Origin of the sequence: Shimazuella alba (assembly GCF_009831235.1) — a bacterium.
Lineage (GTDB): Bacteria > Bacillota > Bacilli > Thermoactinomycetales > Thermoactinomycetaceae > Shimazuella > Shimazuella alba.
The window spans coordinates 24,371-46,306 of sequence record NZ_WUUL01000014.1; the positions used below are offsets into that span (position 1 = coordinate 24,371).

General features: G+C 40.1%; 24 protein-coding genes and 1 other annotated feature. Of the genes, 13 read left to right on the plus strand and 11 right to left on the minus strand.

Annotated elements, in window-relative coordinates; all coding sequences use genetic code 11:
• Nucleotides 1-343: 343 nt before the first annotated feature.
• The 4 genes from GSM42_RS20810 to GSM42_RS17115 all read right to left on the minus strand — a co-directional run bounded on the left by GSM42_RS20810 (nt 344) and on the right by GSM42_RS17115 (nt 2,406).
• Nucleotides 344-523: a Rossmann-fold NAD(P)-binding domain-containing protein gene (locus tag GSM42_RS20810; RefSeq protein WP_338055328.1), complete on the minus strand. Its 180-nt coding sequence runs from the start codon at nt 521-523 to the stop codon at nt 344-346.
• A 185-nt stretch (nt 524-708) separates the two neighbouring features.
• Nucleotides 709-855 carry a hypothetical protein gene (locus GSM42_RS20815; protein WP_237446683.1) on the minus strand — a complete coding sequence of 49 codons (147 nt, stop codon included), beginning with the start codon at nt 853-855 and terminating at the stop codon, nt 709-711.
• 296 nt (nt 856-1,151) lie between these two features.
• On the minus strand, nt 1,152-1,808 hold the full coding sequence (locus GSM42_RS17110) for a uridine kinase family protein (protein ID WP_160802754.1): 657 nt from the start codon (nt 1,806-1,808) through the stop codon (nt 1,152-1,154).
• A gap of 289 nt (nt 1,809-2,097) precedes the next feature.
• A complete protein-coding gene (locus GSM42_RS17115; protein WP_160802755.1) occupies nt 2,098-2,406 on the minus strand; it encodes a hypothetical protein in 309 nt (102 codons plus the stop codon).
• A 369-nt stretch (nt 2,407-2,775) separates the two neighbouring features.
• On the opposite strand from GSM42_RS17115, the gene GSM42_RS17120 reads away from it, so the two are divergent.
• A complete protein-coding gene (locus tag GSM42_RS17120; protein ID WP_160802756.1) occupies nt 2,776-2,931 on the plus strand; it encodes a hypothetical protein in 156 nt (51 codons plus the stop codon).
• A gap of 126 nt (nt 2,932-3,057) precedes the next feature.
• Here GSM42_RS17120 and GSM42_RS17125 read toward each other — a convergent pair whose 3' ends face one another.
• Together GSM42_RS17125 and GSM42_RS17130 are read right to left on the minus strand one after the other, a co-directional pair.
• Nucleotides 3,058-4,266: a PhoH family protein gene (locus GSM42_RS17125; RefSeq protein WP_160802757.1), complete on the minus strand. Its 1,209-nt coding sequence runs from the start codon at nt 4,264-4,266 to the stop codon at nt 3,058-3,060.
• 281 nt (nt 4,267-4,547) lie between these two features.
• Nucleotides 4,548-5,588, minus strand: a complete 1,041-nt coding sequence (locus tag GSM42_RS17130; RefSeq protein WP_160802758.1) for an aldo/keto reductase — start codon at nt 5,586-5,588, stop codon at nt 4,548-4,550.
• A 224-nt stretch (nt 5,589-5,812) separates the two neighbouring features.
• On the opposite strand from GSM42_RS17130, the gene GSM42_RS17135 reads away from it, so the two are divergent.
• From GSM42_RS17135 to GSM42_RS17150, 4 genes are all read left to right on the plus strand, one after another.
• Nucleotides 5,813-6,493: a thioredoxin domain-containing protein gene (locus tag GSM42_RS17135; protein WP_160802759.1), complete on the plus strand. Its 681-nt coding sequence runs from the start codon at nt 5,813-5,815 to the stop codon at nt 6,491-6,493.
• A complete protein-coding gene (locus GSM42_RS17140) occupies nt 6,490-6,906 on the plus strand; it encodes a disulfide oxidoreductase (protein ID WP_160802760.1) in 417 nt (138 codons plus the stop codon). Before GSM42_RS17135 ends, GSM42_RS17140 begins: the two co-directional genes overlap by 4 nt.
• A 96-nt stretch (nt 6,907-7,002) precedes the next feature.
• Nucleotides 7,003-7,161 (plus strand): hypothetical protein, encoded by a 159-nt coding sequence (locus tag GSM42_RS17145; protein ID WP_160802761.1) that lies wholly within the window; start codon nt 7,003-7,005, stop codon nt 7,159-7,161.
• A 159-nt stretch (nt 7,162-7,320) separates the two neighbouring features.
• On the plus strand, nt 7,321-8,415 hold the full coding sequence (locus tag GSM42_RS17150; protein ID WP_160802762.1) for a M42 family metallopeptidase: 1,095 nt from the start codon (nt 7,321-7,323) through the stop codon (nt 8,413-8,415).
• Nucleotides 8,416-8,778: 363 nt separating this feature from the next.
• On the opposite strand, the gene sspI is transcribed toward GSM42_RS17150, so the two are convergent.
• Nucleotides 8,779-8,988 carry a small acid-soluble spore protein SspI gene (gene sspI / locus GSM42_RS17155; RefSeq protein ID WP_160802763.1) on the minus strand — a complete coding sequence of 70 codons (210 nt, stop codon included), beginning with the start codon at nt 8,986-8,988 and terminating at the stop codon, nt 8,779-8,781.
• A 50-nt stretch (nt 8,989-9,038) separates the two neighbouring features.
• On the opposite strand from sspI, the gene GSM42_RS17160 reads away from it, so the two are divergent.
• From GSM42_RS17160 to zapA, 4 genes are all read left to right on the plus strand, one after another.
• Nucleotides 9,039-9,836: a TrmH family RNA methyltransferase gene (locus GSM42_RS17160; protein ID WP_160802764.1), complete on the plus strand. Its 798-nt coding sequence runs from the start codon at nt 9,039-9,041 to the stop codon at nt 9,834-9,836.
• 121 nt (nt 9,837-9,957) lie between these two features.
• Nucleotides 9,958-10,177 (plus strand) — a binding site (T-box leader).
• A 35-nt stretch (nt 10,178-10,212) separates the two neighbouring features.
• The gene (gene pheS, locus GSM42_RS17165) at nt 10,213-11,214 is read left to right on the plus strand and encodes a phenylalanine--tRNA ligase subunit alpha (protein ID WP_160802765.1); all 1,002 of its coding nucleotides are present in this window, start codon (nt 10,213-10,215) and stop codon (nt 11,212-11,214) included.
• Nucleotides 11,215-11,229: 15 nt separating this feature from the next.
• Nucleotides 11,230-13,656 carry a phenylalanine--tRNA ligase subunit beta gene (gene pheT, locus GSM42_RS17170; RefSeq protein ID WP_160802766.1) on the plus strand — a complete coding sequence of 809 codons (2,427 nt, stop codon included), beginning with the start codon at nt 11,230-11,232 and terminating at the stop codon, nt 13,654-13,656.
• A 13-nt stretch (nt 13,657-13,669) separates the two neighbouring features.
• On the plus strand, nt 13,670-13,921 hold the full coding sequence (gene zapA / locus GSM42_RS17175; protein WP_028777436.1) for a cell division protein ZapA: 252 nt from the start codon (nt 13,670-13,672) through the stop codon (nt 13,919-13,921).
• Between the two features lie 56 nt (nt 13,922-13,977).
• Here the strand turns inward: zapA and GSM42_RS17180 are convergent, their stop codons facing one another.
• Both GSM42_RS17180 and GSM42_RS17185 read right to left on the minus strand, forming a co-directional pair.
• Nucleotides 13,978-14,313 carry an RpnC/YadD family protein gene (locus tag GSM42_RS17180; protein WP_160802767.1) on the minus strand — a complete coding sequence of 112 codons (336 nt, stop codon included), beginning with the start codon at nt 14,311-14,313 and terminating at the stop codon, nt 13,978-13,980.
• A gap of 9 nt (nt 14,314-14,322) precedes the next feature.
• Entirely contained in the window at nt 14,323-15,321 is a 999-nt protein-coding gene (locus GSM42_RS17185; RefSeq protein WP_160802825.1) for an Rpn family recombination-promoting nuclease/putative transposase, read from the minus strand.
• Between the two features lie 223 nt (nt 15,322-15,544).
• Between GSM42_RS17185 and sleB the strand changes: the two genes are divergently transcribed.
• Nucleotides 15,545-16,258, plus strand: a complete 714-nt coding sequence (gene sleB, locus GSM42_RS17190) for a spore cortex-lytic enzyme (RefSeq protein WP_237446684.1) — start codon at nt 15,545-15,547, stop codon at nt 16,256-16,258.
• 140 nt (nt 16,259-16,398) lie between these two features.
• Here sleB and GSM42_RS17195 read toward each other — a convergent pair whose 3' ends face one another.
• Nucleotides 16,399-16,800 (minus strand): hypothetical protein, encoded by a 402-nt coding sequence (locus tag GSM42_RS17195; RefSeq protein ID WP_160802769.1) that lies wholly within the window; start codon nt 16,798-16,800, stop codon nt 16,399-16,401.
• 536 nt (nt 16,801-17,336) lie between these two features.
• Here GSM42_RS17195 and GSM42_RS17200 point away from each other — a divergent pair.
• Together GSM42_RS17200 and GSM42_RS17205 are read left to right on the plus strand one after the other, a co-directional pair.
• Nucleotides 17,337-17,765: a hypothetical protein gene (locus tag GSM42_RS17200; RefSeq protein WP_160802770.1), complete on the plus strand. Its 429-nt coding sequence runs from the start codon at nt 17,337-17,339 to the stop codon at nt 17,763-17,765.
• Nucleotides 17,766-18,397: 632 nt separating this feature from the next.
• Nucleotides 18,398-18,982, plus strand: coding sequence for a hypothetical protein (locus GSM42_RS17205; RefSeq protein ID WP_160802771.1), 585 nt, complete (start codon nt 18,398-18,400; stop codon nt 18,980-18,982).
• A 76-nt stretch (nt 18,983-19,058) separates the two neighbouring features.
• On the opposite strand, the gene GSM42_RS17210 is transcribed toward GSM42_RS17205, so the two are convergent.
• On the minus strand, nt 19,059-19,388 hold the full coding sequence (locus GSM42_RS17210) for a phage holin family protein (RefSeq protein ID WP_160802772.1): 330 nt from the start codon (nt 19,386-19,388) through the stop codon (nt 19,059-19,061).
• Between the two features lie 97 nt (nt 19,389-19,485).
• On the opposite strand from GSM42_RS17210, the gene GSM42_RS17215 reads away from it, so the two are divergent.
• Nucleotides 19,486-21,837, plus strand: coding sequence for an endonuclease MutS2 (locus tag GSM42_RS17215; protein ID WP_338055329.1), 2,352 nt, complete (start codon nt 19,486-19,488; stop codon nt 21,835-21,837).
• The last annotated feature ends 99 nt before the right edge of the window (nt 21,838-21,936 follow it).

Consider the following 21,936-nt stretch of genomic DNA (forward strand, 5'->3'; position numbering starts at 1 on the left):
CGGTTCATTTTCATAGGTTTATTAAGCTAATCGCTCGATCGAGAATTATACGAAATTCAAGGTATGGATTGATATGGTTGTAAATAAGGGGAGTAAGAGCAAGTTAGTTAGCTTGTTTCTTTTCGAACATAACAAAATAATTAGAGCTGCGCATCTCATTTTTCATTTCTTGTCATTGAACTAGAAAGTAAGTCAGGAAAGAATTTCCCAGCAAATCGTAAGAACTTTGAAAATCCTCGAACTACACGCTTTTTGTTCTTTTCCATGCCTTTGATGCCATGTTTAACAAGTGTATCTAAACTCATATTTAGAAAGTCGCCGCCACCATCCTTTATGCTTGGTTCTAGATTCGTTTACGCAACAAGAGAAGAGGTGGGACTAGCTCCATCACATGAATATTCGCCCCTGAGTTATTTAATTGAATGCGAACCGCATCTGTATACATGTGTACACCTGCTTTCGTTGCTGAATAGGTAGGATGTATGGATGAAGTGATATAAGAAAGATCGGGACTTGTTGTCACTATCATCGCCTTCATTTTGCGCGGCAAGTTGTGGTAGCAAAGGTTGTGTCATTCAGATTGTCCCGTTTAAATTCGTTTCAACTTCATTTGTTACTTGTTCAAGTTCTATGTTTTCATCCAACAACCTAAACGAACCCATGATTCCTGCTGAGTTGAATAAAATATTTGCTTTGGGATGGTTTTCCTTAATGAATGCTGCTTTTTATGCGTACGGAATCTGGAATTGAAACATCTCCGTGCAGTTCCATTAGTCCCTTATTATTTTTTATCACTTGATCAATTGTTTTTTGATTGCGATCAACAATAATTACTTTATTTCCACGTTTGGACAATTCTTTCGCAAAAGCAAGACAGATGCCTGAGGTGACGCCAGTAATGACAATAGTATTTTTGAAAGGTTCATTATTTCCTCCTTTAAGTTATATAAATTTGTTTGTGGTAACTCCTAACGAAATGAATCTTATCGCATCCAGTTGGAGTCTTCGTATCTTTTCGGGAAAAGTGTACGTTTAGGCATATTTCATACGCGAGTTAGATCTCTACGTGTATGTGAAGCTGTAGAATACGACAACAATATGCGATCTTAGCGTATTACACTTCTTCGTTCAGTTGCTGTTTTGCTCCTTGATTATTTGCATTTAAACTCAAATCTATTTTTTTCTATTTCTATTGCTCGATTAGATGTTTTGATAATAATATTAAAATGCTGACTGTACGTATGCATAAACACTTCGTACTGAATCCTGCGTTCTTCATGAGATTGACTTAAATAATGAATATCGGTTCCTCTTTGAGCAATATCACGTTTCAACCTTCTCATTAATTCCGTTTCACCATCTGTATAAAAGTAAATTTTTAAATCAAATAATTTCGGATTTATAAATGCAACACTCATCCCTTCTACAATTGTTACTTTGTTTTTTGAAGAGATTAACTCGCTTTTCTTATAATGTGAATCAAGTGTATATAAATCTAAACCAGCTCTAACCATCTGAATATCCCTTTCTAAAGAAGACAAATGATGCGCTGATGGATGGCAAGCCGTCATTTTATAGCGATGAATTTCGTTCTGATATGTATAGTCGATGATTGCATGCTTTCGAAGATTTGAGCTAACAATATATGGATCTGTATTAATATAATTTATTTCATTTTGATTTAGTAGGTTTACGATCCTATTGGCAAATGTTGTTTTTCCAGCAGCACCATGACCTGAAATGCCAATAACAATCTTTTCATCATTTATTTTGACCCAATTTATGATTTCTTGTAATAACTTATCCATCACTCTCTCCCTTTTCCTGATATGCTCCTCTTTTATCCGATATCGTAATATTCTCTCTTTTTATTATACATGAATTAAGAAATATAGATTCGCCGTATTTCTTTATATTAATCCTAGATAAATTAAATCAGTTTTTATTTTACATATTATGTAAAATATCTGATGAACTATAGTAACAACCCTAGGGCTCTTTTTTTGATCAATTCATTTTCCATTATATAGTTACATTATCACTCGTCGCTGGATGCTGGTTCTAAAATAGAGCTGCTTTATATTGTAATAAGAGAAACTATTTTGGTTTACTGATCATTCTCCATTTACAAACTAGAGATATTTCTATATAATGACAATGCAAAGTCCAACTCAACCTCTCCTTGGGAGAGAAAGGACACACTGAAATGGGTCTCTTTGACGATCTCGTTGGTGCTGTCACCGGAGCTGCCGATGCAGTGGCTACCACTGCATCGGCAGCTGGTGCCGTGACTGATGCAGCCACTGGTGCTGTGGACGGAGCAACTGATGCTGCGACTGATGCAGCCACTGGTGCTGTGGACGGAGCGACCGATGCAGCTACTGGTGCGGTGGAGGGCGCTGACAACTCTGCCAGCGACTTCCTCGGCGGGCTCTTCTAAGCGCATCAGCGTCTAAGACGCCTCCTGTCCTGGGACGGAGCCTCACGCTACAAAGCGTGTGTACTCCGTCCCGGGAACCTGCCTATTCTTTCCATATTGAAAATATATAGAGAATCTGCCGCTATGGCAGATTTTTTTCGTTACCTTAAATCTTATTTTTTACTATTGTAAAGGATAGTATCCGATATTCCTTCGACAGAATTTGCAAGCTTTTACAAAAATACTTGTCAGAATATAATTCTAAATAGTTAGCAAAGGGAGTTTACAGCTTTTCTTCTATTCCTTATAATAGTAGAAAGTACACCTAACAACCTCTCACGAGGGGAAGGGCCACTATGTCTGGGATCGGTCACATCTCCACTGACAACTCGACTGGCACTACTGCTGATGCAGTGGCTGCCAAGACCAAGGAGAAGATCGTCGCCGACGTCTTCGGGACGGAAGGCGCTACAGTCGTCGAAGCTGTCGAGGTTTTCGGCAACATCGGCTGACCTTACGGATACCTAGGCTGTCTCGAGGCGGAGTTCACACCACAAGCGTGTCTCTGCCTCGGGAACCTGTACAATATAATTATTCACATATAGGAAAGCTGCCATTTTTTTGGCAGCTTTTTGCTTTTACATCAAGTCTGCTTTCTTCGCAATCTCACTCCGGTAAATGTGCGGAAGTTCTACTTCTCCATAGTAAGATTCCCCACGAAAAACTTCTGACAATCGACGCATGCCGTTGTTTATGCCCTCGTAACTGCTATGATCCACTTGGGCGTCAAAATCACCATCAATGATTAATTTGGAGTCTTCCCCAATACGCTGTACTGCAAGCTTCATTAAGTCTACATCTAGATTTTGTGCTTCAATAATATAGACAATGGCACGCAACCCAGTAGTGTCAAACCCTCTAATATCACTAAATGGTAATAAGATTAATCTGGGAGGCTCTTTATCTTTGCCTTTTAGCAGATCTTCTACGATCATTTTATCACCAAACTTGCTGCATAACATGGAACCAATCGCAGAGTCCATAATTTTTTCATCTCGAGTACCTGGATAAAAACCTAGTTTTGCGCTATTTCGTGATGCCATCGGATTGACAAAACAGATTAAACGATCAAATTTTCCTTTTTCAATTTCCCGCATAGCATAGTTTAAAGCAATCAAAGATTTACCTGATCCAGCTTTACCTTTTATCATCGTAATCGTGTTATTCCGCAAACTATCTAATGCACACCGCTGATATGCATCTTTGGGAGAAAATTTACCAAAATACGTGGTGTCAAACCCACGAGGTCGAACATACACATGTGAATCCCCTGTCCATTTTAAGAGATCAGCATGATTGTCCCCATCTTTAATAACCAAGTACTGATTGGATAGCAATTCAAAATGGTTGACATCTAAGTTATGGCAAAGCGCAGCATAGCGAGCATCTTCTACGTGACTCTCCAAGTAACCAAAATAATGTTCTTCCTCTGCGTCTAGTTCCAACAAAGAAATTTGGAAACCTCGTGCCTTTTGCTTTAGTAGCAGATCATAGGTGATTAAACCAAATTGATTGTCGATACAACATTGCAAAATTTTATTGTCGGCATAATTAGCATCAAAATCGTTTCCTAGTTGAACAGTATAATCTTTTACATCAATGAAAATATCATCGACATGCTGTTCGATGTATCGAGTTGCCACACGTGCTTGGAATGCAAGTGTCTGATTTTGTGACAACTTATGCTTTTCTAACTCTCTTAATACCATGGAAGGGATGACAATTTGCTTGTGATCAAGTTTGTCTGTATGTTTCAACAAAACATTGGTATCGACTACATATCGCATGGAGGCGAATACCCCCGTTCTTAGATTATTAATTTCAGTTTCTCCCGTTTTGCACAAAAAAGATGATGCATTTTTTGGAATAAACGACCCGGAGGTAGATAGTAGATTGTTCATATATTCTTTTATTTTATGTCAAAAGGATGAGGTGGAACTAGTTGTTTTATCTAAATTTTACATAAAAAGGAGGAATCATAGGATTCCTCTTTTGAAATGAATAGAAAAGACTGGGAAAATTTACATTTGGTTTTAAAATGCTTCTCGTGCATAAGCTTTTCAAAAACTTATGCCTTTACAGCGACTGGGGTTGGTTTTGATTTGCTGTTGGAAAAAGGCTGTTTTAATGCTTCTTGTTGACCATTTAACCAAAGTTCTTCTATTTTCTTTAATTCCTCAGCAGTAAAAGGTGTTTTTTCACTAGCTTCAGCAAACTCTTTTAAATTTGCTTCGCTTGTTATGTTAGGCAAGACCGATTTGATAGCAGAGCTAGCAAGTGAATAGAGGATAGCTGCTTGTCCTATTGTACGATCTGTGCCTTTGTAGATAAAGCTCCAATCACGAACTGCTTGCACACCTGCTTGCATCCATTTGATAGGACGATGGTTTCTGTGATCGGATTTGTCAAAGTGCTTATCAGGATCATAAGAACCGTCTAGCAAACCAGAAGCATGTGGTACACGAGCGATCAGAGATGTTCCTGCGAGCTCAGCAGCTTTGATTAAATCTCTTGCTGGATCTTGTTCGATTAGATTGTTGATGATTTGTGCCATATCCATTTTTTGTTTTTGAATTGTAGCCAAACCTTCTTCTCTCCAGCCAATATCTGGTCCTAAGGCAACACCATAGCTACGAATTTTTCCTTCTTCTTTAAGACGCTCTAGTGTTTCCATCACTTCATCGCTGATAATTGCTTCCATACGTGCATTGTGCAATTGATATACATCGATGGTTTCGATATTTAGTCGTTTTAAACTAGCTTCACAAGACTTACGGATGGATTCTTTGTCCCAGTATTGAGGTAACTCGCTATGGCCGCCATGACGATCTCCGCGTTTTGCAAAGATATCATAGCCGAATTTAGTAGCGATAACCACCTTATCCAGTAACCCATCTAGAGCTTCAGCAAGCAATGTTTCACCTTTCCCTTGACCATAAACATCCGCTGTGTCAAAAAAAGTAATTCCATAATCTTCGTAGGCACTACGGAGTAATTTTTTTGCTAATGTTTCGTCTTTCACACCCCACCAAGGAGTAGCAACAGACCAAACACCAAACCCTACTTCTGATACTTTTTTATCAACATTTTTCATGGAACGATATTTCATGATATATCCTCCTTGCGGCAACTTTATTAGTGAGTATGTAGTTTATTCTTTCATTATCAATCTTATTGTAACACACTGCATACCTTAACATTTTAAACGTAAAAAGAACAAGCAGTTTTATTATGTTTGTAACCCATTACTTTCCATTCATATTTAAAAGGTGAAATTTTTCTCTATCCTTGTTATTATTTTTTGTATACTTATATAAAATAGAGGTGAAGTTGGTGGCTAATCAAAAAAAATCACGGGATATGCAAGGGATAGTAATTGGTACTATCTTGGTCCTCGTGTTAGCGCTTGGTATATATGGAGCGATAAGTTCATTCTCCAGTACCCAAAGTGCTGTAGATAAAGTTTTCACAATCGACTATAAAGGGCAACCATTCTTAGGGAAAGAGAATGCACCTGTAAAAATCATGGAATATGGTGATTATAAATGTCCAGTTTGTAAACAGTTCAATGATTCCATTATGCCACAACTGAAGAAAGATTTTATTGATACTGGAAAAGTTGCTTTCTATTTTACCAATACACAAATTATTGGACCGGATTCTTTGACAGCTGGAGAAGCTGGAGAAGCTGTTTTTAAGCAAAATCCTCAAGCTTTCTGGAAATACCACGAAGCTATGTATCAAAATCAAGGAAATGAAAGTTTAGAATGGGCCACACCAGCATTTTTAGTTGATCTTATCAAAAAGAATGTACCAGAAGTGGACGCGAAAAAAGTAGAACAAGATCTGAAAAATAAAACTTTCCAAAAACAGGCTTTAGAAGACATGGAGAAATTTAATAAGCATGGTATTGATGGCGTGCCTACCATTATGGTAAACGGAAAATACATTGAAAATAGCTTGTCTTATGCTGATATTAAAGCCACGATTGAGAAAGAGTTGCAAGCAAAATGAGTTCATTAGCTGATCGCTTTGGATTGTATTTTGCATGGTTGGTATCCATTGTAGCGATGGGAGGAAGTCTGTATTTTAGTGAAGTAATGGGACTTGTTCCTTGTGTATTGTGCTGGTACCAACGCATTCTCATGTATCCGCTGGTCATCATTTTGGGGATTGCTACCTATCGTCAAGATAAAAAGGTCTCTATATATGCTTTGCCAATGTCCATTATTGGATTAGCTATTTCTTTGTACCATATTATCATCCAACAATTTCCAAATTTAGCGACGGCTGCTACCTGTAAAGCAGGAGTACCTTGCACAGTGGATTCCCTGCATTTGTTTGGGTTTATTACCATCCCGATGCTGGCTTGTGTCGCTTTTCTCTTGATTACGATCACGTTGTTTTTTACGCGGAAAGCATCATAAATAGGTGCTCCATTTGTGTAAATATCTATTCCAAATGCTTCTTTTGTACATAAGGTAGTGATATAGAAATAGAGGTGCAAAAGGAGGATATTGGTAATGAGTGGATATGGATCTTATGGATTCTTGGGAAGCGGTATAGGCATTCTTATCGCTATCATCGTCATCATTGTTGTGCTCGCCTTGATTTTTGGCTGGTTTAGCTGGGGTTTCGGCGGTTTTGGTGGCGGATTCGGTGGCGGTCTCGGATATTTTTAAATCCTCCTTTTGGAGGGTTTTTTGTTTTATAAATATTTTGACCGACTTTATCTTTTGTAGGATAATAGTTGGATATTAAGTAACAATAATCCTCATTGGTTCTTAATAAATGATTGTGAAGTGCATACAAAAGAATAAAGAAAGGTAAAGTGGTGTTTTATGTTACAGACAATATCGCCGACAAGGCATTCCTTTGCTACAATGCTACAAGAGTTGGTCGATGTAGCTGGTCCGCCTGGAAATGAAAAAGCAGTGCGGGAAGTGATGAAGAAATGGGCAGAGCCTTGGTCGGATGAAATAATAACAGATCGTCTTGGGGGTTTGATCGCTCGTAAAGGACTTTCTGGTCCAAAAGTCATGCTTGCAGCCCACCTAGATGAAATCGGTTTCATGGTGACAAATATTACGGAAGATGGTTATTTGCGTTTTCAAACACTCGGTGGTTGGTGGAGTCAAGTTCTTCCTGCTCAACGGGTAGAAGTGCATACGAGAAAAGGAAAATTACTTGGAATAATCGGTTCCAAACCTCCACATCTCATGCCTAATGAAGATCGGAAAAAGGGAATTAATATCGAAGATTTGTTCATCGATCTTGGATTAGAATCAAGGGAAGAAGCTGTAGAATTGGGAATCAGACCAGGTGATTTTGTCATTCCTTATTCTCCCTACACCCAATTGAGTAATCCCCATCGTGTTGTGGGCAAAGCGATGGATAATCGGATCGGTTGCGCTGTCGTAACAGAAGTGCTATATCGATTATCGCAAGGAGTAAGACATCCCAATCAAGTATTTGCTGTTGGAACGGTGATGGAGGAAGTCGGACGTAGAGGGGCAAAAACGGCAACAGCAGTAGTAAGACCAGATGTTGCGTTTGCGATTGATGTAGGAATTGCCACAGATACACCAAAAATAGGTTTTACCCCAACCCATCTGCATCTTGGAAAAGGTCCTGTTTTAGCATTGTATGATGCAGGTCATATTGCACATCAACCACTGCTCCAACTAGCTAGAGAGGCAGCAGAGGAAGAAGGAATCCCTTACCAATACGAAGTAGTGCAGCGCGGAGGGACGGATGCAAGTCATATTCATGTCTATGGTACTGGAGTTCCAACTCTAACTTTAGGTGTACCTTCTCGCTATATCCACAGTCATACTTCTGTTATTGATCAGCGTGATGTTGATCATCTTGTCGATTGGCTGGTTGCATTAACAGCTCGGTTGGATCGTTTGACGATTGACAAACTTACCAGATAAATTTTTTCGTCAAAAGGAGAAGCATGTCCAGCAATAACTCTCTGGTTGGCGAGAAAATTGAAATTGGTGGAGTACCGATCACTGCAAAAGCTCTCCAGTTTCTGTATGATAATGGGATTTTTAGCTTTTGAAGAGGATCTCTTACTTTCGACTACCAAAAGATGTCAGGGATTTGGCATGTCGTCCATGGTGAGGATTGTTATGTGGTAACATACAATAACAAGGTTTGTGCCACCAAGATTTGATCCATGTAGCAACTTCCTCTGGCACTGGGATATTCTCACTGCCAGAGGAATAAGAATAAGAAGAATATCAATAATAAACCACTTCTATTTCATGCAGAAGTGGTTTTTAGGTAAATCCTTACTTTTGAATTTTTTGATGGAGTGTTTCAATCATATGTTGCTGCTCAGTAGAATCACTGTTTTTCCAAATGACTTCAAACAAAACACCTAATCCAGGGAGTAATTTTTCTTCTCCTTGTGAAATCGAGTCTTCTACTAAACCTGTTAATTCGCTATTATCCATGTGTTGAATGTTATGGATAACTGCACCGCGTATGTTAAAATTCATCTTAACAAATCACCTCATAGGTCTCCCATATGAACAAAGGAGAATTTTTTATGTACTATTCCTTAACCTCTCCCCAAAACCAGCAAGTTAAACGTTGGAAAAAATTACATAGTAAAAAAGGTCGTCAAACTTATGGTACATACTTGGTGGAGGGAGTCCATCTTGTACAAGAAGCAAAAAAGGCCAATGCAAAATTAGCAGCAATTATCGTGGATGAGAAATTTGATGATAAGGATCATTTATTATCTTTTGAAAATAGAGAAGTGCCCATTTATAAGGTGTCTTCACCCGTTTTTTCCCAGATTGTAGAAACAGAGCAATCACAAGGTATTATTGCAGAAGCACACATTCCTACAGTGGATTTTGATGAGAAGTTAGGTAACAGTTCTCTGCTTTTATTGCTGGATAAACTTCAAGATCCAGGAAATCTTGGTACCATCCTTCGTACAGCATCTGCTGCTGGAGTAGATATGGTCATTCTAGGTGATGGAACCGTCGATCTTTATAATAGCAAAGTGGTCCGCTCGACAATGGGAGCAATGTTTCATCTGCCTATTTTTGAAATGAATCTGCCCAACACGCTTCCAAAATTAAAAGCTGAAAATTTTACTGTTGTAGGTACATCACCCCATAATGGTGTTTATTCCTTTGATTATATATTTCCAGATAAGGTTGCGATTGTACTTGGAAATGAAGGACAAGGAATTCAACTTGATCTTTTAGAACAGTTGGATCGAGCGATTATGGTTCCGATGCCTGGAGTTGCAGAATCTTATAATGTAGCTGTCACCTCTGGAATACTGCTGTATGAGTTGATTCGTCAACGTTTTATTGCCAAAAATAATTAGAGACCTGATTGATAGTTTGGATTTTCAACAAATTCCCAAAAAATTTCTTTAAAATGAACGGAAGTAATTGCAACTTTCTTTTCTATCCGATATAATGGTTGCGATCTTTATACATCTATATTTTTTGGCTATGACAGAGACAGAACACAATGTATCCATTTCAGGGAAGAAAAGCCTTGGACTGTGAGCTTTTCTATGGCACTACCTGTGTTATTCACTCTTGAGCTGCCCCTTGAAATATAAAAGTAGGGGGGACCGGTATAATGCTGTCCGTTATCGGCAAACAAGTGGGGGAGATCTTCTCCTCAACAAGGGTGGTACCGCGAACTCTCGTCCCTTAGGGATGGGAGATTTTTCTTTTTAAGGGGAGTGTGCGATGCGTGATCGTTTATTAGCGTTACAAGAAGAGGCATCACAAATAATTGTGGAAGCACCTCATCTCGAAGCGCTAAGAGAGGCAAAAGTGAAGTACCTTGGCAAAAAAGGGGAAATCACTGGTGTACTCAGAGGAATGGGGAGTTTATCTGCTGAAGAACGCCCTGTGATTGGTGCACTAGCAAATGAAGTACGGGCAACATTGAGTACGTTAATTGATGAAACAGAAGCAAAACTGGAACAAGCGGCATTAGAAAGCAAATTGGCAAATGAAAATATAGATGTCACTTTACCAGGGAAATCCATCCCTCTCGGTTCTTTACATCCGATCAATGCCATTATTGATCAGATGGAGGATATCTTTATTGGTATGGGATTTCATATTGCGGAAGGTCCTGAGGTAGAGACTGATTATCTTAATTTTGAAATGTTGAATTTACCCAAAAATCATCCAGCTCGTGATATGCAAGACTCTTTCTATATCTCACCAGAGACGTTACTTCGGACACATACATCTTCTGTACAAGTACGTACAATGATAGATAAAAAGGGAGAAGTACCTGTTCGGATTATTTGTCCAGGTAAGGTGTATCGTCGTGATGATGATGACGCAACACACTCTCATCAATTTACTCAAATTGAAGGCCTTGTGGTAGATAGTGGGGTATCGATGGGTGAATTGCATGGAGTTTTGTTACATTTCATCAAGAAATTATTCGGGGAAGACACAGAAGTACGTCTTCGTCCTAGTTATTTTCCTTTTACAGAACCAAGTGTAGAAGTAGATATTTTCCATCCCGAAAAAGGCTGGATTGAAATATTAGGTGCTGGCATGGTACATCCAAATGTACTGGAACAAGCTGGTTATAGTGCAGAGAAATATACAGGTTTCGCTTTTGGGATTGGTGTGGAGCGAATCGCAATATTAAAATATAACATAGACGATATTCGTCATTTCTATCAAAATGATCTACGGTTTACGAAACAATTTAAGTCGGTTTAAGAAGGAGGGTAAACAATGTTAGTTTCTTATGAATGGTTATCCGAGTATGTTGATTTAGAAGGCATTTCACCAGAAGATATAGCTGAAGAGTTAAATCGCACAGGAATTGAAGTAGAAGTAATCTACACACGAGATGCAGGAGTTTCACGTGTCGTAGTAGGAAAAGTGTTGCAATGTATTCCACACCCAGAAGCAGATCGTTTAAATGTGTGTTCTGTCCATGTAGGGCTGGCTGTTCCACTACAAATCGTATGTGGAGCGAAAAACGTGGCAGCTGGTCAATTGGTTCCTGTCGCATTAGAAGGAGCTACCCTGCCTGGGGATATAAAAATAAAGCGAACCAAACTTCGTGGTGTAGAATCCAATGGTATGATTTGTTCAGCGAAAGAATTAGGTTTGCCTGATAAAGTTTTGATGAAAGAACAACAAGAAGGTATCTTAGTTCTTGGAAAAGATGCAAGAATTGGGCAAGACATCAAACAATATTTAGGAATGAATGATCAAGCGATCGAATTACAGCTGACACCTAACCGTTCAGATTGTTTAAGTATGTTTGGTGTTGCTTATGAGATTTCAGCTATTTTTAATCGAGAACTGCGCTTGCCAGAAGTAGAAGTGGAAGAATCACCAGAGCAATTGATGCCACTTTCTATCTCACTACAAAATGAAGAGGATTGTCCAATATACGCTGCCCAAGTTATTCATGATTTGCGGATTGGCCCATCCCCGCAATGGATGCAAAATAGACTGATCACCGCAGGTATACGACCCATCAACAACATTGTTGATATTACCAACTATGTTATGGTAGAGACAGGACAACCGCTACATGCTTTTGATTATGAGCAAGTACGTGGTGGACAGATCGTAGTACGCAGAGCGGTAGAAGGGGAACAATTGGTAACATTGGATGGTGTTACTCGCACATTAGATGATGAAACACTGATCATTACAGATGGTCAAGAAATTCTTGGTCTTGCAGGTATTATGGGAGGAGAATCAAGTGAAGTAAAACCAGTTACTACGACGATTTTACTTGAATCAGCTTATTTTGATCCTCATAAAATTCGTAGTTCCTCTCGTAAACTTGGAGTACGTTCAGAAGCAAATCATCGTTTTGAACGTGGTGTCAACCCTGAGCGTGTACAACCAGCCCTCGCACGAGCTGTACAATTGTTGCGTGAGCTAGCTTATGGAGAAGTAGCATCTGAAGTGGTAGTGGCAGGTTTGGAAGAAGTAGAAGATATTGAAGTTACCCTGCGTCACGATCGCCTGACAACCGTAATGGGTATTGAGTTAGAAGAAGCAGAGGTGCTCTCTATTTTTGAACGGCTTCAATTTCCGGTAACGGTTGAAGAAGGAGTTTATCGTGTAAAAGCACCTGTTCGTCGCCCGGATATTAATATAGAAGTGGACCTAATTGAAGAAGTGGCCCGTTTGTATGGATACGATCGGATTCCGACATCTCTACCATGGGGGCAGCAGCAACCAGGTGGTAGAACCGAGTGGCAAGAGAACAGAAGAACGATACGTCATACCTTGCGTGATTTAGGTTTAAATGAGGTTATCACCTATAGTCTTACTTCTGAGTCATTAGAAGGAGAAATTACGTATCCGTTGACTGTTCCTCATATTCCGATTCCGATTGCAATGCCAATGAGCAATGAACATGCTATTTTGCGCACCAATTTATTACCTCAGTTGGTACAAGTAGCAGCCCATAATCGCAATCATGGGGTTCCGGATATTTCTATCTATGAACTTTCGAAAGTGTATCTAGCAAGCGATGTCAATCAACACACTCTCCCAGAAGAAAGGTTTCAACTTGCGTTTCTGTTAACAGGTGACTATCATCCTTCTAGTTGGATACAAGCTCCTCAAAAAGGTGGAGATTTCTTTACGGCAAAAGGGTTACTCACAGCTTTATTAGAACGTTTGTGTATCACTGGCATGGAATATGAAGCTATTTCGATCGATGGTTTTCATCCAGGACGAACCGCATTATTAAAGTATGATAAGCATGTGATAGGCGTACTTGGACAGCTGCATCCATCGTTGAGTAAAAAATATGATTTAGATGATACAGTTGTCTGCCAGCTAGATTTGGAAAACTTGCTACAGTTGAGCAGCAAAGATGATTTGATTTATCAACCAATCCCACGTTATCCAGGAATAACTCGTGATCTGGCGTTGATCATCGATGAATCTCTTCCAGTAAGTCAAATCGAGGCAGGGATTCGAGCAGTCACTGGAGAATTACTCAAAAAGGTAACTTTATTTGACGTGTTTACTGGGGAGCAAATCGGAACTGGTAAGAAGAGCATTGCCTTCAATCTCGTCTATCGTTCAGACGATCGCACCTTAACGGATGAGGAAGTACAGAGCGTACATGATGGAGCAGTAGCCTTTCTCGTGGATACATTCAAGGCAAAATTGAGATAACAATGGTGGTTTTATGAGCAAAAACAAAATGTCTGTCGAAATATATGGTCAATCCTACCCGATAGTCAGCAAAGCTAACCCAGCACATATGCGTGAGGTGGCTAGTCTTGTGGATCACAAGATGCGTGAACTTGCGGAGATGAACCCACGTCTAGACACCACCAAATTAGCTGTATTATCTGCCTGTAACATAGCTGATGAATTTTTGCGACTGAAACAAGAGTTTGATGAGTTAATGCACTTAGTGGAAGATGAAACAATTTAAGCACCCAATCGGGTGCTTTTCCTTTATTTTAAGCGGGAGTATAGAGGTTATCATTTTTAGCATTTGAAGCTGGGGATACCTGATTTTAATTCCATAATCTCTTTTGCTGTTAATTCCGTAATCTCTGCAATAAATGGAATATCCATCCCCTTCCACAACAAAGCTTTTGCAACTTTTTGTTTTACTTCTCGTTTCCCTTCTTCAAACCCTTTTTCAAATCCTTCTTTAAATCCCTTTTCATAACCTTTTTTCTTCATTTCTTCAACAGCTGCCAATAGAGAAGCTCTATCATGGAGAGATTTTTGTTGCATCTCATAGATTCGACGTGCTTCTTTTTCATGTTTCATTAAATTAGATATGGTCAATGGTTTTTTGGAATTAAATATATCCATATTATCTCGCTACTCATCAAGGATGTGTGCTAAACCAGTTTTTATTTCGATAATCTCATCTTCAGTCAATTTCGTAATCTCCGATATGAACTGGATATCCATACCTTTCTGCAACAAGGCTTTTGCGACCTTTTTTGTTCCTTTTGTTTCTCCCTTTTCTAACCCTTCTTGCAATCCTTCTTTATGTCCTTCCTTACGTCCTTCTTCTCGACCTTCTTCTCGACCTTCTTCTCGACCTTCTTCTCGACCTTCTTCTCGACCTTCTTCTCGACCTTCTTCTCGGCCTTTTTTCTCAGCCTCTTCCCTAGCACCTGCCAGCATGGAAGCTTCGTCATGAAGAGCTTTTTGCCGCATCTCATACAATCTACGTGCTTCTTTATCTTGACTAAGAAATTCTAATGCCGTCATTGCTTTGCCAAGTTTGGCGTCGTGCATTTTTAACACCTCCCAAATCTGCTTGTTTTCACTTTTTAGAAAGAGCAGCCAATTGAGTAGTCCACCTTTAGTTGGAATTTCAGTGGTGTCTATTTTCGAGAGTTCTAAAAAATGTATTTCTATATCATCAGATAGTGTAATACCAGTATGATCTTCGTATAAATGAAAAGTACTATGATAACGATCATTTGGTAAAAAGGGAAAGTCGAGGATATTGATAGTTATACATTTTTTTAACTGTTTATATGGATTTCCTTCTTCGAGCTGCTCAGCATATTGCTTGCTCCAGTAATACAAAGTCCGTTTTTCGTTATCATAACGATTAAAGAGCTGCATCTCTACGTTTACGATGGAACCATCAACCGTTTTGGCTTTGATATCAAAAATGGATTGTTTATCTCGTGGTGAATCTTTGTCAGTATATGGATTAAGTAAAATAATTTCTGTAAGTGCAGGTTCACCAGCTTCTAGCAATGTGCGATTTAGGAAAGCCAATAAAATATCTTTGTTTTCTTCACTGCCGAAGATACGTTTAAAAACAAAATCATTTTTTGGATCAAGTAACTCGTTAATCAATTAAATCAACCCCTCGACCTGTTATTAGTATATCACGAACATCGTAGTTGTTTACCATCGTATGTGTGTTCTGTTTTGTAATAATAAGTGGTTAATTTTGAAAAAACAAGCTTTTTTTGATGAATTTCCTTGTATCCTTTTCAAATTAGTAATGAATAGGAGTTTCAGAATGAGGAATAATACTGTTAAACTTCAACCTAGAGAAAGGTTGTGCATTTCGTTGAGACAAAAATGGGTTGTGGTAACCCTTCTATTCCTCTTTTTAACCCCGTTTTTCTTAGGAGATCAAGTCGTAGAAGCAAAACCATTTGGCAAAACAACACTTCGTTATGGTGCAAGAGGTGGAGATGTATATGAACTGCAAGGTAGATTGAAATACCTTGGCTATTATGATGGGAAAATAGATGGTTCATTTGGTTCCAAAACCAAAAATGCTGTGACTTGGTTTCAATGGAAATTTGGTTTAAAGTCGGATGGATTAGTTGGTGGAAAGACAAAACTAAAACTATGGCAAGCGACAAAGGCATGGAAACCAAGTGGTGGTGCAACTTCTAAGCCAGTACAGTCTTCAAGTGGCTTTTCCTCGCAAGATCTCAAATTGCTCGCACAAGCAGTTTATGGCGAAGCAAGAGGAGAGCCATATACAGGTCAAGTAGCAGTTGCAGCCGTCATCCTCAATCGTTTAGATGACCCCAATTTTCCAAAAACGGTATCAGGTATTCTCTTTGAGCCATTAGCTTTTACGGCGGTCGCAGATGGGCAGATCTGGCTCACCCCAAATGAAACAGCAAAGAAAGCAGTCCAGGATGCGATAAATGGGTGGGACCCTTCAAGCGGAGCTACTTACTATTTTAATCCAGCTACAGCGACTTCCAAGTGGATATGGAGTAGACCACAGATCAAGCGAATTGGAAAACATATCTTTTGTAAGTAAAACCATATTTTTGCTGGTTTTACTTTCTTTCGTTTAGCAACTTTCAGGATATGTCAATCCGCAAATGTTGATCTTAGTGTGTTAATTAGCAGTGGGTTACTGGAACATCCAGTAACCCACTTTTCGCTGATTTTTCTTTTTTACAGCTTGTTCTGCTTTTCAAATGCCTTTGCAGCTCGTTCGAGCGTTGCATCATCATCGTTGGCATGGTCTTCCAGCCACTTAGCAAAAGCGTTACTCAGTGTAACATAGGCTGCAAGCTTTGTCCTATCAACACCAGACTTTGCAGCAAGCTTAGGGACATCCTTCAGTGCTTGTGCCCACGCACTGCGGGCATCCTTCAGGTCTTGTGAAATAGATCCGCTTCCCTTAGGACCAAAGGGGTTAAAAACCTTCAGCATATTAAGCGGACCACTCTTGGAACCCTGAAGCGCTTCCTTGAGTCCTGTCTTAGAAGTCCCATGTTCACTGTCCAGCTGCTCAAGCTTTGCCTGAACCTTTGCAGCAACCCGACTACGGATCTGCTCAGCCTTTGCACCCATTTTTTACTCCATTTACTATAGTGGATGGGTTGTATGAGTTTCATACTAATAATATTGTAAACATATTTTAGCAAAGCAGTAAAGTAAGTTATTCTATTGTAGTTGAACAAAAAAAGAACCGAACCTGAAAACATTTTCGTTTCATTGCAATTGGGGGATCTTGGTGCTTTCCTTGGCAACATCAAGGAGATTGAGAAGGTGATTTCCAAGCTTCGTCGGAATCAGTACACCCAGTTGCACACGGCTATGGGTATTTTGCAGGCAAGCTAATTCGATAAATTTACCTAGGAAGTTTTTTCGGACGGAGAATTCCAAAAACGGAGTTCTAAGCGATTAAAATGTATCCTATTTTATATAAGTCGAAGTTGTTATTCGGAATTGAAGCTTCATATACTTTCAAACGTAGAATATTATTTCTATGTCTTTTTAAATTTAATTTGTTTCCATGATAACTGACTTGTACCAATTTACAGTATATTATAAAATAAAATATAGAGGGTAGAACAACTTTACCCCAAAACGAAAGGTAAGACCACATGCCTAAGAAGGATCAGGAGTTCGCTCAGTACGCTCACACATGGCCAGAGGCTATCCGTGTCATTCTCGCTGAAAAGGAACGGAATGCCCTTGCTGCGGTGGAGCAGTACAAGGAAGAGCTCGATGAGATCTGGAAGGATTCCAAGCAGGATCATCCGCTGCTTCGCCGGTTCCAGAAGGACGCACGGGGACGTCGGCAAGCTGCCATGGCAGCAGCCAAGGCAAAGGCCAAAGAGGAAAAGCCCAAGGCGCTCAAGGCTAAGTGGCTGGCACTTGCTGGAGCCCTCTCTCTCTATGACGAGGTAGCGAATTCCATCATGGATCTCGCCGCGTATTTCGCAAAGGGAAAGCGCAGCAAGGAACCGACCTCTCAAGTTGAGATCGAGCTGCGCAGGAGGATCGAGTCCTACAGGTGGTTTAATCTCTGATTGTGGTAAGTAAAATCCCCATTATTTCATGGGGATGTGCAAGTCTCTCTGTTACTCTAGCATACTTGGAGGCATACAACTTACATCGCTGAATTTTTTGTCTAACTTTTGTTGAGGCTTGACAACGGGGTGGCGTATCCAATCTTGGGATATGCCACCCCGCCAACATTTTTATAAATACATGACGGGCTACTGAATATATTCAGTAGCCCATTTAGTAGTTTTTATTCTTGTTTAGAGGCTTTGAAAGCCTTTACATGCCTTTCGAGCTTTTGCATGGTCTTTCAGCCACTTAGTAAAGCAGCGCAGTGGACTCCGAGCCTTGGATGCTTTATTCAGCCCAATCTTTGAACTAACATGTGTTCCATGCTTTGCCAGAACCTTATCAGCAAGGCGCTTTGGGATCTGAATCTCTTTAAGATCTCCAATAGAAGGATTTCATAATATTCACAAAAAGATAGTAAGCTATTTGATCAGGATAGTAAACCGCATCTGGTTATATAAAAACATCGTTTTTTAACACTATTCATTTATTCGAATAATTTTTCTTGAATAATTCTTGTTATCTTGTACAATAAAAGAAAGTGAGGAGAAAAAAAGAAATCCTCATCCCCTTCTTTGAGAGGAATGGCATGTCCGATAACCTTCTTGAGCAGTTGGAAAATGGTGCGAAGAATAAGAGGAAGGATATTCCTTTTATTCTGGATCTTGTGAAGAAGTATAAGGCAGAAGAGAAGGAACGTGGATCGGGCCCCAATCTGACAAGGTCTGAAACCAAGGGTCAGATCGATGGATTTGTGGCAAGTGTGGCATATCTCGCTACAATCTACCAGAATCTTCATGACACCTATATGGCCAATCACCGTACTCATGAGATTGCGGTGGTTCAGCTTCGGGAGGAAGTCAAGTCCAATAGTGATATTCGTAACACTGCTGGTCGAGTAGAGTTGAAGCATAAGTGCGGGGAGCTTGGTGCACAGTCAGAGGCACTGGTTTTTGCTCAGCGCGTGCTTAGCACATCCTATAAGGATCTTGATTTCGTGATCGACCAGATTAATCGAGTACTTCCTCGTAACCACCAGCCCAATCCTGTCTCTAGGGTGAAGTTGAAGCGACCTCCGTTCGCTTCTAGGACTCCCAAGCCGCCGAGTCTGGGTGCTCAGATTACAAAGCAGATGACGGCTGCTGCTATTTCAAGGTATTTTAAGAAGTCGTAAGTTCTCACCTGAATTTTAGGTGGTAGGGCGAGGCATCTTTTTCCATTAAAGGAAAGAGATGCCTCGCAGTCGTTATTTATGCTTTCGATCTCGTAGTCGGAGCAAAAATATCGATGATCCCAATAATAAGCGAAGCAATTAACGCTGAAAATATACCAATACGAAACCCAGGAACCAAAAACTGAATCAAATACAAAACAGCAGCGCTAACTAAAAAGCCAACCACACCCCTGCCATACGGGGTTATTTTATTGCCTGTAAAGGATTCGATTAACCAGCCAACTACCATGATCGCGAGTGCTGCGAGTATAGCAGATCCAAATCCAGCTATCGAAAAGCCAGGAACCAAAAAGGCAACTACCATCAAAACGATAACAGAAACGATAAAGCGAATGATGTGACGCAATTTATCCCACCTCCTAGGTATAGTCTGTATCCTTTGCCGTTTTTTACTCGTGTTAGTGGTATAATAAAAATGTTTGCAGGCACGGAGGTGTTACATAGTGGAACAATCGTCATGGAATACATTGGAATATACGACGATAAAACAAATGATTAAAGATCTTGCAGCAACTTCACTGGGGCAAGAGGAAATTGAAGCAATCGAGCCTTCTGCTAATTTTCATCAAGTGGAACAACAATTACAAATAACGGCAGAGGCAATGGATTTTATGCGTCTACGTGGAGAAATATCGCTGTATGGTTTGGAAGATATCCGTAGCGCGTTAAAGCGTGTAGCAAAAGGAAGTATTTTGCAAGTAGAAGAATGTTGGGATATAGCGACGACGATCCATGCTGGTCGACAGATAAAATCAGCCATGCGCCAACTTCCAGAAGAGAGCGCTCCTCTACCTTATTTGCGTAAGAACTGTGAACAGATAACTAGCTTAGACGAGCTAGAAGAAGAAATAAAGCGATGTGTAAACGAAGACTTAGAAGTAAAAAGTACAGCAAGTGAAGATCTTCGTGCCATTCGGCAAAAGTTAGTAACAGGCAGGCAGCGAATTCAAGAAACGCTGCAACAGATGCTCCGTTCTGCTCGTATTCAAAAGATGTTACAAGAATCTCTGATTACGATTCGCAATGACCGCTATGTGATCCCCATCAAAGCAGAGTATCGGGGTTCTTTAGCTGGTATGATCCATGATCAATCAGCTTCAGGCGCAACTTTGTACATAGAACCAGCATCCGTGGTAGCTCTCAATAATCAGCTTCGTACATGGGAACTGGAAGAATCCAGAGAAATCGATAAAATACTAGCTGCTTTATCGAATTTAGTGGCAGAAGTGACAGTCGAATTAGCCCAAAATGTAGCGATCTTAGGGGAAATAGATGGCTTATTTGCCAAAGCCGAGTTTGCTAGAAGACAGCGAGCGATGGTTCCCAAGTTGACGAAAACTGGTCCGCTTACGTTGAAACAAGCTCGACACCCCTTGTTGGATAGAGAAATAGCTGTACCCATCGATATTGTACTTGGTAATGATACACAAGCGATCATCATTACCGGACCAAACACAGGCGGCAAAACTGTCAGCTTAAAAACAGTAGGCTTGCTTGCATTGATGACCCAAAGTGGTTTTCCGATTCCGGCACAAGATGGGACAATCATGCCAGTGTACAGTGGGGTTTATGCGGATATCGGTGATGAACAGAGTATTGAACAAAGTTTGAGTACGTTTTCCAGTCACATGACAAAAATTGTCCGCATCTTAAACGAAATCGATCATCGTAGTTTGGTTTTGTTTGACGAATTGGGAGCTGGAACCGATCCAACAGAAGGTGCTGCAATGGCGGTGGCCATTTTAAATCACGTTTTGCAAAAAGGTTGCTCCATCGTAGCGACTACCCACTATAGTGAGTTGAAAGTTTTTGCACATACGCATCCGTATGCAGTTAATGCAAGTGTACAGTTTGATGTGGAGACGCTTCGTCCTACCTATAAATTGGAAGTTGGAGTTCCGGGAGAATCCAATGCTTTCTCTATTGCCAAAAGGTTGGGCTTATCTGAAGCAATTATTGAAGCTGCGAAGGAAGAAATATCCCAAGAAGAAAGCAGACTAGAAGAAGTCATCACATCACTTGCAAAAGCAAAACGAGAAGCAGAAGACGAAGGAAACAAAGCACAACATCTGCGTGAAGAAGCAGAGAAATTGTACCAAGATGTACGAGAGAAATGGCAGTTGTGGGAAGAAGAAAAATTCCAGCTACAAGAAAAAGCGAGACAAGAAGCGCGTTCAATAGTAAACAAAGCAACACGAGAAGCGGATGAAGTGTTAACAGAGCTACGTGCGTGGGCGAAAGAGCGCCCGCAAGATGTGAAAGAGCACAAGCTATCAGAAGCTAGGAGTAGATTGGAAAAAGCTAATCCTGGTGTTACACTAGTTGCACCTGCGGAAACCTTTGCACCTGAGACAGCAGTTTTATCAGTAGGTGATGAAGTGAAAGCCAAAAGTTTTGGTCAAAAAGGCACGGTTGTAGAAGTGCTCGCTGGTGATCAATACCGAGTTCAAGTTGGTTCTCTCAAGTTGGTATTGGATCGATCAGGGTTAACCAAACTAAAATCAAGTGCTGCTGCTACCAAACCAATCGCATCTGTACGGAGTCGATCTTTTGTGAAATCGGAGATTGATCTAAGAGGTAAGTTAGTGGAAGAAGCTTTGATGGATATAGAAAAATACTTGGATGATGCGATCCTTGCAGGTTTTAAACAAGTTCATCTTATTCATGGAAAAGGCACAGGTGCACTGCGCAAAGGAGTACATGCTTATCTTGCAAAACACAGGCGGGTTGCCACTTTTCGAAATGGTGAATACAGCGAGGGTGGATTGGGAGTTACAGTGGTAGAATTAAAGTGAGGGAAAAAGTATGAAGTATTTACCTCCCATTTTGGGCGGGTTCTCCCTGCTCTTTTTGGTTATTGGAATCCTATGGTTCTATTATCATGCAACATAATG

Coding starts and splice junctions, on each gene's coding strand:
- GSM42_RS17110 (WP_160802754.1), bottom strand. CDS start 1,808: ATGGATAAGTTATTACAAGAAATCATAAATTGGGTCAAAATAAATGAT.
- GSM42_RS17120 (WP_160802756.1), top strand. CDS start 2,776: ATGTCTGGGATCGGTCACATCTCCACTGACAACTCGACTGGCACTACT.
- GSM42_RS17125 (WP_160802757.1), bottom strand. CDS start 4,266: ATGCGATATGTAGTCGATACCAATGTTTTGTTGAAACATACAGACAAA.
- GSM42_RS17130 (WP_160802758.1), bottom strand. CDS start 5,588: ATGAAATATCGTTCCATGAAAAATGTTGATAAAAAAGTATCAGAAGTA.
- GSM42_RS17140 (WP_160802760.1), top strand. CDS start 6,490: ATGAGTTCATTAGCTGATCGCTTTGGATTGTATTTTGCATGGTTGGTA.
- GSM42_RS17145 (WP_160802761.1), top strand. CDS start 7,003: ATGAGTGGATATGGATCTTATGGATTCTTGGGAAGCGGTATAGGCATT.
- GSM42_RS17150 (WP_160802762.1), top strand. CDS start 7,321: ATGTTACAGACAATATCGCCGACAAGGCATTCCTTTGCTACAATGCTA.
- sspI (WP_160802763.1), bottom strand. CDS start 8,988: ATGAATTTTAACATACGCGGTGCAGTTATCCATAACATTCAACACATG.
- GSM42_RS17160 (WP_160802764.1), top strand. CDS start 9,039: ATGTACTATTCCTTAACCTCTCCCCAAAACCAGCAAGTTAAACGTTGG.
- pheS (WP_160802765.1), top strand. CDS start 10,213: ATGCGTGATCGTTTATTAGCGTTACAAGAAGAGGCATCACAAATAATT.
- pheT (WP_160802766.1), top strand. CDS start 11,230: ATGTTAGTTTCTTATGAATGGTTATCCGAGTATGTTGATTTAGAAGGC.
- zapA (WP_028777436.1), top strand. CDS start 13,670: ATGAGCAAAAACAAAATGTCTGTCGAAATATATGGTCAATCCTACCCG.
- GSM42_RS17180 (WP_160802767.1), bottom strand. CDS start 14,313: ATGGATATATTTAATTCCAAAAAACCATTGACCATATCTAATTTAATG.
- GSM42_RS17195 (WP_160802769.1), bottom strand. CDS start 16,800: ATGGGTGCAAAGGCTGAGCAGATCCGTAGTCGGGTTGCTGCAAAGGTT.
- GSM42_RS17200 (WP_160802770.1), top strand. CDS start 17,337: ATGCCTAAGAAGGATCAGGAGTTCGCTCAGTACGCTCACACATGGCCA.
- GSM42_RS17205 (WP_160802771.1), top strand. CDS start 18,398: ATGTCCGATAACCTTCTTGAGCAGTTGGAAAATGGTGCGAAGAATAAG.